The organism is Streptomyces sp. NBC_00358 (assembly GCF_036099295.1).
In the GTDB taxonomy this organism is placed as follows: domain Bacteria; phylum Actinomycetota; class Actinomycetes; order Streptomycetales; family Streptomycetaceae; genus Streptomyces.
The window spans coordinates 5,814,718-5,827,301 of the sequence record NZ_CP107976.1; the positions used below are offsets into that span (position 1 = coordinate 5,814,718).

At 71.3% G+C, this 12,584-nt stretch carries 13 protein-coding genes; 9 read left to right on the forward strand and 4 right to left on the reverse strand.

The features are described 5' to 3' along the window. The first annotated feature begins 115 nt into the window (after positions 1-115). From OHT01_RS24780 to OHT01_RS24795, 4 genes are all read left to right on the forward strand, one after another. Positions 116-916 (forward strand): ABC transporter permease, encoded by an 801-nt coding sequence (locus tag OHT01_RS24780; protein ID WP_328555314.1) that lies wholly within the window; start codon positions 116-118, stop codon positions 914-916. Then, on the forward strand, positions 909-1,820 hold the full coding sequence (locus tag OHT01_RS24785; RefSeq protein ID WP_405917001.1) for an ABC transporter permease: 912 nt from the start codon (positions 909-911) through the stop codon (positions 1,818-1,820). Before OHT01_RS24780 ends, OHT01_RS24785 begins: the two co-directional genes overlap by 8 nt. Before the next feature lie 4 nt (positions 1,821-1,824). Then, positions 1,825-2,847, forward strand: a complete 1,023-nt coding sequence (locus tag OHT01_RS24790; protein WP_405917002.1) for an ABC transporter ATP-binding protein — start codon at positions 1,825-1,827, stop codon at positions 2,845-2,847. A gap of 144 nt (positions 2,848-2,991) precedes the next feature. Beyond that, positions 2,992-3,864 (forward strand): DUF1707 SHOCT-like domain-containing protein, encoded by an 873-nt coding sequence (locus OHT01_RS24795; protein WP_328555315.1) that lies wholly within the window; start codon positions 2,992-2,994, stop codon positions 3,862-3,864. A gap of 156 nt (positions 3,865-4,020) precedes the next feature. On the opposite strand, the gene OHT01_RS24800 is transcribed toward OHT01_RS24795, so the two are convergent. Continuing rightward, positions 4,021-5,352 (reverse strand): SGNH/GDSL hydrolase family protein, encoded by a 1,332-nt coding sequence (locus OHT01_RS24800; RefSeq protein WP_328555316.1) that lies wholly within the window; start codon positions 5,350-5,352, stop codon positions 4,021-4,023. A 229-nt stretch (positions 5,353-5,581) separates the two neighbouring features. On the opposite strand from OHT01_RS24800, the gene OHT01_RS24805 reads away from it, so the two are divergent. The 4 genes from OHT01_RS24805 (at position 5,582) to OHT01_RS24820 (ending at position 9,643) form a co-directional block, all read left to right on the forward strand. Further along, the gene (locus OHT01_RS24805) at positions 5,582-6,946 is read left to right on the forward strand and encodes a DUF445 domain-containing protein (protein WP_328555317.1); all 1,365 of its coding nucleotides are present in this window, start codon (positions 5,582-5,584) and stop codon (positions 6,944-6,946) included. A gap of 52 nt (positions 6,947-6,998) precedes the next feature. After that, on the forward strand, positions 6,999-8,513 hold the full coding sequence (locus OHT01_RS24810; RefSeq protein ID WP_328555318.1) for an MFS transporter: 1,515 nt from the start codon (positions 6,999-7,001) through the stop codon (positions 8,511-8,513). A 180-nt stretch (positions 8,514-8,693) separates the two neighbouring features. Next, on the forward strand, positions 8,694-9,167 hold the full coding sequence (locus OHT01_RS24815) for a hypothetical protein (protein WP_328555319.1): 474 nt from the start codon (positions 8,694-8,696) through the stop codon (positions 9,165-9,167). A gap of 116 nt (positions 9,168-9,283) precedes the next feature. Continuing rightward, positions 9,284-9,643 carry a VOC family protein gene (locus OHT01_RS24820; protein ID WP_328555320.1) on the forward strand — a complete coding sequence of 120 codons (360 nt, stop codon included), beginning with the start codon at positions 9,284-9,286 and terminating at the stop codon, positions 9,641-9,643. Between the two features lie 357 nt (positions 9,644-10,000). Here OHT01_RS24820 and OHT01_RS24825 read toward each other — a convergent pair whose 3' ends face one another. Next, positions 10,001-10,510 (reverse strand): levansucrase, encoded by a 510-nt coding sequence (locus tag OHT01_RS24825; RefSeq protein WP_328555321.1) that lies wholly within the window; start codon positions 10,508-10,510, stop codon positions 10,001-10,003. A 10-nt stretch (positions 10,511-10,520) separates the two neighbouring features. Next, positions 10,521-11,075, reverse strand: a complete 555-nt coding sequence (locus tag OHT01_RS24830) for a hypothetical protein (protein WP_328555322.1) — start codon at positions 11,073-11,075, stop codon at positions 10,521-10,523. Positions 11,076-11,248: 173 nt separating this feature from the next. Between OHT01_RS24830 and OHT01_RS24835 the strand changes: the two genes are divergently transcribed. After that, a complete protein-coding gene (locus OHT01_RS24835; protein WP_328555323.1) occupies positions 11,249-12,208 on the forward strand; it encodes a GlxA family transcriptional regulator in 960 nt (319 codons plus the stop codon). Between the two features lie 23 nt (positions 12,209-12,231). Here OHT01_RS24835 and OHT01_RS24840 read toward each other — a convergent pair whose 3' ends face one another. Then, on the reverse strand, positions 12,232-12,534 hold the full coding sequence (locus OHT01_RS24840; RefSeq protein ID WP_328555324.1) for a hypothetical protein: 303 nt from the start codon (positions 12,532-12,534) through the stop codon (positions 12,232-12,234). Positions 12,535-12,584 lie beyond the last annotated feature (50 nt).

Here is a 12,584-nt window from a genome sequence, read left to right on the forward strand (position 1 = left end):
AGTTGTTCCGTTACTCGATCCCGGCACGCGTCGCGCCGGAAAATGCCTGGCGGGCCGCGCCGGACCGGGGCTAGGCTCTTGCGCTTTGGCTCAACGCTGGGGAAAGGGACGGGTTGTGGGCACGGCGCGGTTGTACGCGGCTGTCGCGGGAAGCGGGTTCCGGCGTTACGCCACCTATCGGGTCGCCACCGCGGCGGGGGTCTTCACCAACACCGTCTTCGGGCTGATCCTGGCGTACCTGTTCATCGCGTTGTGGGACGTCAAGCCGCATCTCGGTGGCTACGACGAGGCGCAGGCGCTCAGTTATGTGTGGCTCAGCCAGGCGCTGCTGATGGTGGTCGCGATGATGGGCGGCGGTTTCGAGGACGAACTGATCGAGCGCATCCGTACGGGTGACATCGCGATCGACCTGTACCGGCCGGCCGACCTCCAGATGTGGTGGCTCGCCCAGGACGTGGGCCGGGCGCTGTTCCACCTGCTGGGCCGCGGAGTGGTCCCGCTCCTCTTCGGGGCGCTCGTGTTCGACCTGGCGCTGCCCTCGGATCCGCTGACCTGGCTCGCCTTCCTGGTCGCGGTCGCTCTCGGGGTGGTCGTCGGGTTCTCGATCCGCTACCTGGTGGCGCTGTCGGCGTTCTGGCTGCTCGACGGCGCGGGGGTGGCGCAGCTGACCTCCATCGCGGGGATCTTCTGCTCGGGGATGCTGCTGCCGCTGAACGTCTTCCCGGGCGCCCTCGGCGAGGTCGTACGGACGCTGCCCTGGTCGGCGCTGATCCAGGCGCCCGTGGACGTCCTGCTCGGTACGGCCGATCCGCTGGGCACGTACGTGACGCAGGGCGCCTGGGCCCTCGGGCTGCTCGCGGCCGGGCGGCTGGTCCAGTCGGTGGCGACGCGCAGGGTGGTGGTCCAGGGTGGCTGATTCGGCGGAGCGGGGGACGCGGGCCGTGGCCGCGCCGGTGCGCGAGGCGGCCCGCGCGGCGGACGCGCTTCCCTTCGAGCGGCAGGGGGCGTACGAGCGGCTGCGGGACGGGCTGCGCGCCTACCGGCTGATCAGCGCGATGTGGATCCGTTCCACGATGGCCTACCGGGCGTCCTTCGCGATGACCGCGTTCGGGAACTTCGCGGCGACCGCCCTCGACTTCGTGGCGATCCTGCTGATGTTCTCGCGGGTCGACCGGCTCGGCGGCTACAGCCTGCCCGAGGTCGCGCTGCTCTACGGGCTGTCCGGCACCGCCTTCGGGCTGGCGGACCTCGGGCTCGGCTCGATGGACCGGCTCGGGCGCCGGGTGCGCGACGGCACGTTCGACACGCTCCTGGTGCGTCCCGTGCCCGTGATCGCGCAGGTCGCGGCGGACCGCTTCGCGCTGCGCCGCCTCGGCCGTATCACCCAGGGGCTGCTCGTCCTCGGATACGCCCTCGTGGTCCTCGACATCCACTGGACGCCGCTCAAGGTGCTGGTGATCCCGATGGCGCTGCTGAGCGGGGCAGCGATCTTCTCGGCGGTGTTCGTCGCGGGCGCGGCCTTCCAGTTCGTCGCGCAGGACGCCTCGGAGGTGCAGAACTCCTTCACGTACGGCGGCAATACGCTGCTGCAGTACCCGCCGACGGTCTTCTCCAAGGACCTGCTGCGCGGGGTGACCTTCGTCCTCCCGCTCGCCTTCGTCAACTGGCTGCCCGCGCTGTACGTGCTGGGGCGGCCCTATCCGCTCGACCTGCCGACGTGGGTCGCGTTCACACCACCGCTCGTGGCGGCGTGCTGCTGTGTGCCGGCCGGGTTCGCCTGGCGCGCGGGGCTGCGCGCGTACCGGAGTACGGGAAGTTAGGGGAATGGTCGTGGCCATCGCCGAGAACAGCGAGTGCGCCTCCGGGGGCGGGGCGGCGGGCTCCGAGGCCGGTTTCATCGAGCTCGACGGTGTCGAGAAGGTCTTCGACGTGCGCAAGAGGACGGGTTTCCTGCGCGGCGAGCGGCGGCAGGTGCGGGCCGTCGACTCGATCTCCTTCACCGTGGCGCGCGGTGAGATGGTCGGCTACATCGGTCCGAACGGCGCCGGCAAGTCGACCACCATCAAGATGCTCACCGGCATCCTCACCCCGTCCGCCGGCCGGCTGCGGGTCGCGGGCCTCGACCCGTCGCGCGAGCGGACCCGGGTGGCGCGCCGGATCGGGGTCGTGTTCGGGCAGCGTACGACGCTGTGGTGGGACCTTCCGCTGATCGATTCCTACCGGCTGATGCATCGCATGTACCGCATCCCGGACGCGCGTTTCAGGGACAACCTCGACCGTTGTGTCGAACTCCTGGAACTCGGCGCCCTGTTGGACGTACCCGTGCGGCAACTGTCGCTGGGGCAGCGGATGCGCGGCGACATCGCGGCGGCCCTGCTGCACGACCCCGAGGTGCTCTACCTCGACGAGCCGACGATCGGGCTCGACGTGGTCAGCAAGGTGCGGGTCCGGGAGTTCCTGCGGGACCTGAACGCGGAGCGCGGCACGACGGTCCTGCTCACCACCCATGACCTCACCGACATAGAGCAGTTGTGCCGACGGGTGATGGTCATCGACCACGGGCGGCTGATGTACGACGGTCCGCTGAGCGGGCTGCACGAGGTGGGGGAGAGCGAGCGGACCCTGGTCGTGGACCTGGAGCGGGAACTGCCGCCGATCCAGGTGGAGTCGGCGCGGGTGGTGAAGGTGGAGGGGCCGCGGCAGTGGCTGGCCTTCCCCGCCGCCCGGTCGGCGGCCCCGCTGGTGGCGCGGATCGCCGCGGAGTACCCGCTGGTGGACCTCTCGGTGCGGGAGCCGGACATCGAGGCGGTCATCAGCCGCATGTACGCCGGGAAGACGGGTTCGTAGCCGGAAGGCGGGTTCGTGGCCGGGAAGACGGGTTTCGCGGTCGGGAAGGCGGTCCCGTGGCCGGGCGGGCGGCCCGTGGACGGAGGCCGGCCGGAAGGGCGGGCCGGATGGCCCACGGGCGGGGGAACTCGTAGGCTGGCGTCCATGACCGACGACGAACTCCCGGAGCTGCGCGCCTCCGACGCCGATCGTGAACGAGTCACCGAGCAGCTGAGGGACGCCCTCGCGGAGGGTCGCCTCGACATGGAGGAGTTCGAGGAGCGGCTGGAGGCGACGTACGCGGCCCGTACGTACGGGGAGTTGGCGCCGATCACCCGCGATCTGCCGGGCGCGGCCGTGACCGCCCGCGTCTCCATGGTCAAGCAGCCGGTGGATGACGGGAGTTGGGGTTCCCGGATCGTCGGCGGCGAGGGCTCGTCCTCGTGGGGCGTGGCGATCCTGTCCGGGTTCGAGCGCAAGGGCCGCTGGACGGTGCCGAGGCGCTTCAACACCTTCGCCTTCATGGGCGGTGGTGAGATCGATCTGCGCGAGGCGAACTTCGCGGACCGCGAGGTCGTCATCAACTGCGTCGCGGTCATGGGCGGGATGAACGTGATCGTGCCGCCCGGCGTCGAGGTCGTCGTCCGCGGTATCGGCATCATGGGCGGCTTCGACCACCGTGAGTCGGACCGGGCGGGCGATCCCGGGGCGCCCCGCGTGATCATCACCGGCTTCGCCTTCTGGGGAGGTGTCGGTGTCGAGCGCAAGGTCACCCGTGCCGAGCGCCAGCGTCTCAAGGAGGAGCGGCGCCAGGAGAAGCTGGAGCGCCGCGAGGCCCGCAAGGAGCTGGAGGGTTCACAGGACCGGGGCCTCGGTGACGCGTTCGACGCGCTCGACGATGTCCGCGATCTGATCCGGGACCGCCATGAGGACCGTCGCGAGCGGCACGAGGAGCGCCTCCGGCGTCATGAGGACCGCAGGGACCGGCACCGGGAACGCCGGGAGGACCGCCTGCGGCGACGCGACGGCGACTACTGAATCGCTGAACCACTGAAGTGGCGACCTGCTGAGCCGCTGAGCCGCTGAACCACCGACCTGCTGAGCCGCTGGACTCCGGTGGCGCCCGGGGCCGTTGATCCTCCGCGTGCCTCCGCGTGCCTCCGCGTGCCTCCGCGTGCCGCCGGCCCCCGGCGGTCACAGCTCCGCCGGAGCCGAGCCCTTCAGTTCCTTCAGGTCGAACGCGTCGGCCATCCGCCGGAACCCCTTGTCGCTGGGGTGCAGGTGGTCGCCCGAGTCGTAGTCGGCGCGCAGCCGACGCGGGTTGTACGGGTCCCGCAGGGCCGCGTCGAAGTCGACGACGGCGTCGTACACCTTCCCGGCCCGGATCTCGGCGTTCACGGCCTGGCGTACGGCTTCCCGCGCCTCCGTGGATCCGCGGTGCCCCTGGAAGGGCATCAGCGTGGCGCCGACGACCCGCAGTCCGCGGGCGTGCGCCTGCCGTACCAGGGTCCGCAGGCCGTCGGTGACGGTGCGCGGATCGACCGGTTCCGGGTTGCGCAGGATGTCGTTGACGCCGAGGTCGATGACGACGGCCTTGACGTTCGTACGGTCGAGCACGTCGCGTCCGAACCGGCTCAGCCCGCTGGGGTTGTCGGCCGGTCGGCCGAATCCCGCGGCGAGGATCTGGTTTCCGCTGATGCCCTGGTTGACGACGCTGTAGCGGGGCGTTTCGCCGGATCCGGCACTGGCGCGGAGCCGGTCCGAAAGGACGTCCGTCCAGCGGCGGTTGGCCCCGACGGTCGAGGTGATGCCGTCGGTGAGCGAGTCGCCGAGGACGACGACGGTGCCCGTGGCCTCGTCGCTGAGCACGTCCAGCGCGGTCAAGTAGCGCCAGTACGGACTCTGTTCGGTGTACGAGGAGGAGCTCACGTCCTCCGTGCGGTCACCTTCGGCCACGTACGAGATCTGCTGGGCGCGCGGGTGGTAGGTGACCGGGCCGGACGGGCTCGGCGAGTACGTCGTGACGAGCACGTCCACGCCGCGCGGGATGCGCACGCGCACGGCGTCGCTCATCACCTGTCCGCCGGCCGGGACCACGACCGCGGTGGCGCCGCCGAAGGTGAGGCGGCGCATGGTGTCGGCCGTCGCGGCGGCGTTGTTCGCGGTCGCGGCGACGGCGATCGTGGCGTGCGTGATGACCAGCGGCTGCTGCCCGTAGAGATTGGACAGCGTGATGCGGGCACTCGTACCCCCGGCGGCCGTGTGCACGACGTTGCGCACCGAGCGGCCCGCCAGTCCCCTCGGCTCCGTGCCGGGCTCGGCTCCTGCGGGGGAGGCCGACCAGGCGCCGACCCAGGTGCCGGTGGAGGCGGGGGCGGCGGCGTTGTGCGACGTACGGCCACTGGCGACGTCGGTCCTGGCGCCGCTGCCGTCGTCGGCCGCGACGCCGACGTAGATGGCTGCGGACAGAACCACGACCACGGCGAGGACCGCGGCGAGCAGGGCATAACCGTGACGCTTGGTCATGCGGTGCGTGTCTCCTCGGACGAGGGAGCCGGCGGCTCCGATGTGATCACCCCATGATGCGTCATGGGATGGGAGAGCTCCGACGCGCCCCCTAGGGGGAACCCTGGTCGATTCCCCATCCGGACAGACGCCGGGAACTCCTGTGTCGTTCCAGGAGTCGGCCATGAAGAAGAGGAGAAAGGGACAATGTGCACGGGGCGTTACGTGGGCCTGCGAACGGGTGGAGTGAATGGAACGCACGAATTCGGGTGAAGCGGACGACATGGAGCAGCATGCCCGTCCCGGCGAAGCCGTGAGCGCCGCCGCGGCCGGCGGACCACCGGGCCGGGCGATGAACACCTTCAGCCCCGCCGACGAGGAGAAGCGCCGCGGAGTGCGCCGGATGAAGGCGACAGCCACCGGCCTGCTGCTGCTCGTCGCCCTCGTCTACGTGCTGGCCAAATGGGCCTCGCACGAAGGCGCGGGCGCCTGGGCGGGCTATGTCGCGGCGGCCGCCGAGGCGGGCATGGTCGGCGCGCTGGCCGACTGGTTCGCGGTCACCGCTCTGTTCCGGCACCCGCTCGGCCTGCCGATCCCGCACACGGCGATCATCCCGAAGAAGAAGGATCAGCTCGGCGTCTCGCTGGGCGAGTTCGTGGGCGAGAACTTCCTCTCCGAGGAGGTCGTCCGGCTGCGGCTGCGCGCGGTGGGCATCGGCAGCAGGCTGGGTGCCTGGCTCGCCGATCCGGACCACGCGGACCGGGTCACGGCCGAACTGGCCGCCGCGCTCAGAGGCGCGCTGACCGTCCTCAGGGACTCCGACGTGCAGGCCGTGGTCGGGGAGGCGATCACCCGCCGCGCGGACGCCCAGGAGATCGCCCCCGGCATAGGGAAGATGCTGGAGAGGATCGTCTCGGACGGCGGCCACAGACGGTTCGTCGACCTGGTGGTCACCCGTGCCCACGACTGGCTGGTGTTCCACGACGAGCAGGTGATGGACGCCGTCCAGGGCGGCGCGCCCGGCTGGACACCCCGTTTCGTCGACAAGAAGGTCGGCGAGCGTGTCTACAGGGAACTGCTCCGCTTCGTCACCGAGATGCGCGACTCCCCGTCCCATCCGGCCCGCGGGGCCCTCGACCGGTTCCTCACCGACTTCGCCTCCGATCTCCAGTCCGACACGGACACCCGCGCGCGCGTGGAGCGCCTCAAGGGCGAGGTGCTGGGCCGCGGCGAGGTCCAGGACCTGATCGCCTCCGCGTGGACGGCCGTACGGTCGATGATCGTGTCCGCGGCCGAGGACGAGCGCAGTGAACTGCGGCTGCGTGTGCGGGCCTCGCTGCTGTCCCTCGGCGCCCGGATGGCCACCGAACCCAAGCTCCAGGCCAAGGTCGACGGCTGGGTCGAGGGCGCCGCGGTGTACGTCGTGACCACCTACCGCAAGGAGATCACCTCGCTGATCACGGACACCGTCGCGGGCTGGGACGCCGAGCACACGACCAAGAAGATCGAGGCGAACATCGGCCGTGACCTGCAGTTCATCCGGATCAACGGCACGGTGGTCGGATCACTGGCGGGCCTGCTGATCTACGTCGTGTCGCGCGCGCTGGGGGCATGACCGGCCGGGGGCAGGGCACCCGGAGCGGGTTCACTCGAACGAGAGGGAGCCCATGTCCGCACCGGCCTCACCGGCCTCCACCCCGGCCTCCACCGGCACGGTCACCACGAACGTGCCCGCCCGTCTGGACCGGCTGCCATGGTCCCGCTGGCACTGGATGATCGTGATCGGCCTCGGAACCGTCTGGATCCTGGACGGCCTGGAGGTCACCACCGTCGGCAACATCGCGGGCCGGCTCTCCGAGCGGGGCAGCGGCCTGGCGGTCTCCGCGGCGCAGGTCACCGGTATCGCGGCGGCGCTCTATGTGGCGGGTGCCTGCGCGGGGGCCCTGTTCTTCGGCTGGCTGACCGACCGGCACGGCCGCAAGAAGCTCTTCATGATCACCCTCGTCGTCTACCTCTCGGCGACCGCGCTGACCGCCCTGTCCTTCGACGCCTGGTGGTTCTTCACCTTCCGCTTCCTCACCGGCTTCGGTATCGGAGGCGAGTACGCGGCGATCAACTCGGCGATCGACGAACTCATCCCCGCCAGGTTCCGCGGCCGTGTCGACCTGGTCATCAACGGCAGTTACTGGCTCGGCGCGATCGGCGGCGCGCTGCTGTCGATCGTCATGCTGGACACGGACGTCTTCCCCAAGGACCTCGGCTGGCGGCTCACGTTCGGCCTCGGTGTGGTCCTCGGCCTGGTGGTCCTGCTGGTCAGGCGGCACGTGCCGGAGAGCCCGCGGTGGCAGTTCATCCACGGCCGCGGTGACGACGCGGAGGAACTGGTCGGCTCGGTCGAGCGGGAGATCGAGGAGGAGAAGGGCGCGCCGCTGCCACAGCCCGAGGGCGAGATCACCATCAGACAGCGCAGGAGCGTCGGCTTCGGCGTGATCGCGAAGACCGTCTTCGGGCACTACCCGAAACGCGCCGTGCTCGGCCTCGCCCTCTTCATCGGCCAGGCCTTCCTCTACAACGCGATCACCTTCGGCTTCGGTTCCATCCTCACCACGTTCTTCGACGTGCCCACCGGCGGCACGGGCTACTACTTCGCCGTCATCGCGGCCGGCAACTTCCTCGGCCCGCTGCTGCTCGGCAAGCTCTTCGACACGGTCGGCCGCCGGGTGATGATCTCCTCGACCTATCTGCTCTCGGGCCTGCTGCTCTTCGGCACGGCGTGGCTCTTCGACCGGGGCTCACTGAACGCGGTGACGATGACGGCCTGTTGGTGCGTGGTCCTGTTCTTCGCGTCGGCGGGCGCCTCCAGCGCCTACCTGACCGTCTCGGAGGTCTTCCCGATGGAGACGCGGGCGATGGCCATCGCGTTCTTCTACGCCATCGGAACCGCCGCCGGCGGTATCAGCGGGCCGCTGGTCTTCGCGGACCTCACCCAGTCCGGCGTCGTCGGCGACACGGTGCTCGCGTTCCGGATCGGCGCGGGCCTGATGTGCGCGGCGGGCCTGGTCGCGGTGTTCCTCGCGGTCAACGCCGAGCGCCGCTCCCTGGAGGACATCGCCGCGCCGCTGTCCACGGCGCCGGCCGAGACCGACGGGTCGTCGCCGGCACCGTCCGCCCGGACGGCGTGAGTTCTGGTGCCGGATCCCGTCGGGCGTGCCCCGGGCCCCGTTCCCCCGGCGGGCCCGGCCGCCGGGGGACAGGCCCTTCCGCGGTCCAAGTGGCCGGTCCCGTAAGGCTGTTACGCGTTCCGACCATTCTGAGTACGCGTACTCTGTCGCGCTCCCGCCGGGCGGGGAATTCTCGTACGCATGACCGAGAAGCTGCTCCGCCCTCTGCGCACGTGCCCCTGGCCGGAACGCTGGCTGACGCGTGTGCTCGGCGCCGCCCTGTCCTGCGCGGCGTACCTCGTCTGTCTCCCCTGGGACCTGCGCGACCGTCCCGAGATCCCGGGCTCGGCCGTGGAGACCACCCCGGTGACCGGAACGGGCGTCGTCGCCCTCGCCGTGGTCCTGGTGCTCCTGGCCGTCCACTTCGGCCTCCGGGACGCGCTGGCCTGGCCGTTGCTGCTGGTCGCGGCGCCCCCGGCGACGCTGCTCTATGTGTCGTTGCGGACCCATCCCGGCGCTCCGGACGGCTTCGCCGACGTGTGGCCGCTGACCTGGGCGGCCGTCACCCTGCTGGCGGCCGCCGTGGTGCTGGTCGTGGCCTCGGTGGCACGGCAGTTCAGGGCGGACGTGGCGGACGCAATGGAAGAGGAATACGCGCCGGCGGGCCGACACTGAGACGCGGGCCCACCGCTCCGTCCGCGACGGGCGGGGGCCCACGGCGCGTGGCGAGAACCGCCCCGGTCGACGACGAGAACCGGCTCACCGTCCGTGGGCCGTGAGGAGGCAGGCCCATGACCATCCGCAGGATCGTCCCCGACCTCCGGGTCGGCTCCGAGGAGGACATGGCGACGAACCGGGACTTCTACGGCCTGCTCGGCTTCGAGGAGGTCATGAACCAGGGCTGGGTCATGACCCTCGCGTCCCCGTCCAACCCCACCGCGCAGATCAGCTTCCTCACCGAGGAACGCACCGCCCCCGTGGTCCCCGACCTGAGCGTGGAGGTCGAGGACGTCGACGCCGTGTACGCGCGGGTGGTCGCGTCGGGAGCGGAGGTCCTGCGGGAGCCGCGGGACGAGGAGTGGGGTGTACGACGGTTCTTCGTACGGGATCCGAACGGGCGGGTGGTGAACGTGCTGGGACACCGGAGTTGAGGAAGCCGCGTGCGGCGGCGCACCGGAGACGGCGGCGCACCGGAGACGGCGGCGCCCGGAGACGGCGGCGCCCGGAGACGGCGGCGCCCGGAGACGGCGGCACGCGGAGACGGGGACGTCGTGAAGCGGAGGTGACGGCGCTCGGAGACGGCGGCAAGCGCAGACGAGTGCGTCGTGAAGCGGAAGTGACGGCGCTCGGAAATGAAGTGAGGGCGCCCGGAAGTGAGGGCGTCCGGCAGGGAAGGTGTCCGAGCGGGACGGCGTCGGGTCGGGACGGCGTCCGGGCGGGACGGTGCCCGGCCGGGACGGTGCCCGGCCGGGACGGCGTCGGTCCGGGACGGCGCATCGCCCCGGCCCTCACTGGCCGTAGAAGTACTGAGAGCCCTTCTGGTTGAAGTACGAGGCGTAGACGCGGCCGAGGACCGGCTTGCCGCGGTACATGCCCACGTACTGGCGTGAGCTGTCGACCACGACGGGCCGTGTCATGCAGGCGAACTTGACCCGCTGCTGCTCCTCCGCCCACCGTACGGCCGCCGGATCGACGCGGTCGCTGACCAGGAGAGGGAAGGCGCCGATGCCGTTCTGCAGGCCGACCGGCAGACCGCCCTTGGTGTCCTTGGCGTACCGCATCACCTGGTCGGTGAAGCCCGAGACGACCGGCACGGTTATCTCCGGGACGGCCGCGGCCACCGTGAACAGATGCAGCCTCGTCGCCATCCAGCGCATCCGGAACTCGGCCCGCCGCCCCACGAGTACGGGCACCCCGGCCCAGTCCTCCCACCGCGTGGCGCATCCGTCCGCGGTCAACTGCCGCTCCACGAAGGTCAGGTAGGTGCCCGGCGCCGACTGTTCCCGCTGCGCGTCCATGGGCGCGATCCTAAGCCCCCGTGGTGGACCCCGGCCGGATGATCATCAGGACGGTGACGGTGGCCCACAGCAGGTTGAAGAGCCCGGTGAACATCGCGAGCCGAACGGTCGCCGCCCGGTCCACCGCCTTCACCCGGAGCACCCCGCCCTGGAGCCCCACTTCTTGGAGCACCCCGTCGTGGAGCACCCCCTCCTGGGCTGTCCCCACTTGGTCCGTCCGGTCCTGGAGGGCGCCCTCAAGGACCGCACTCTGTCCGGGCAGCACCAGCGCGGCGAGGACGACCGCCGCGAGCGCGGTCAGCGCTATCGAGACGATCAGCCAGGTGTCGCCGAGCACACCCATGGCGCTCGCCGTGGCGAACCCGAAGACGGGAACGACGACGCCCGCCACGGCGTACACCTGGCAGACGCGGTGCAGCAGCCGTGACGTGGCGAGGGCGCCCGCGTCTTCGGGCGCTTCGAGCAGCTTGCGCGCGGCCGGCGGGAACATGCTCGCGGCGACCGTGACGGGCCCGACGGCGACGATCGCGGCGATGACATGGACGGCGAGGAGGAACTTGGTCACGGGGTGACGTTAGGGGCCGGGGCGGATCTTGGAGAAGTGGCACTTCTGCCAGTGAGCAACGGATTCCCGCCAGCACCTTTCTACGGGGTGTACCTGGGATCACCCGGGCCTGTCCGGTGTGAGGATTCGGCCTTCCATATGACGAGAATCGGGCGCACACCTAGGATCTGGCCATGCACACCGTGGCCGTACTGGCACTCGACCAGGTCATCCCGTTCGACCTCGCCGCCCCGATCGACACCTTCGGCTGGGCCCGGCTGCCCGACGGCCGGCCCGCGTACCGGACCCGGGTGTGCTCGGTCGCGGCGGACACGGAGGTGAGCGCAGGCGCCTTCACCCTGCGCGCCCCCTACGGTCTGGAGGCGCTGGCCGACGCGGACACGATCGTCCTGCCCGGTGTCGCGGACCCGTCCGCCCCGCTCCCGCCGGGCGTCGCGGAGGCGCTGCGCGCGGCGGCCGCGAACGGCACCCGGATCGCCTCGATCTGCGTCGGCGCCTTCGTCCTCGCCGCCACCGGCCTGCTGGACGGACTGCGCGCGACCACGCACTGGGTCGCGGCCCGGGAACTGGCGGCCAGGTACCCGGCGGTGACCGTCGACCCGAACGTCCTGTACGTGGACAACGGCCAGTTGCTCACCTCGGCGGGCGCGGCGGCGGCCCTGGACATGTGCCTGCACATGATCCGCAAGGACCACGGCTCGGCGGTCGCCGCGCACGCCGCCCGGCTGTCCGTCATGCCCCTCGAACGGGAGGGCGGCCAGGCCCAGTTCATCGTCCACACCCAGCCGCCGGTACCGGCCGGCACGACCATGGAGCCGCTCCTCGACTGGCTGGAGGAGAACGCGGAACGGGAGCTGACCCTGGAGGACATCGCCGGCCACGCCGGAATGAGCACCCGCACCCTCAACCGCCGCTTCCGCGAACAGACCGGCACGACACCGCTCCAGTGGCTGCACCGGGCCCGGGTGCGACGCGCCCAGTACCTCCTGGAGACGACGACGTACCCGGTCGAACGCATCGCCGCCCAGGCGGGATTCGGCTCACCGACGGCATTCCGGGAACGCTTCAAGCGGGTGGTGGGAACGAGCCCGTACGCGTATCGGCGGGCGTTCCGGGGAGTGGGATCTCCCTGAGGCGAGGGCGCGGCGTCGCCCGCTCAGGCCTGCCGGTCGGCGACGGCCCAGGAGGCGAGGGCCACGGCCCCGGCGACACCGAGGACGGCGGGCCAGGCGCCCACCTTCTTGGCCAGCGGATGCGACCCGGCGAAGGCGGCGACGTAAGCGGCGGTCAGCGCGCCCGCGGCCGTCCCGCCGGCCTGCTGCTTCCACTGCCGAGCGGCGACCGCCCCGGCGGCGGCCAGCACGACCCCGCCGAGCTGCCGCTTCCTGGTCCAACGGGCGACGCCGTACCCACCGACAAGCCCACCGGCGGCCACCACCGCGGTCGGTACCTTCGCCATTGCTGCCTCCTTGTTCGTTCCCCGAGGCTAACCCCCGGTCGGAGCCTGAC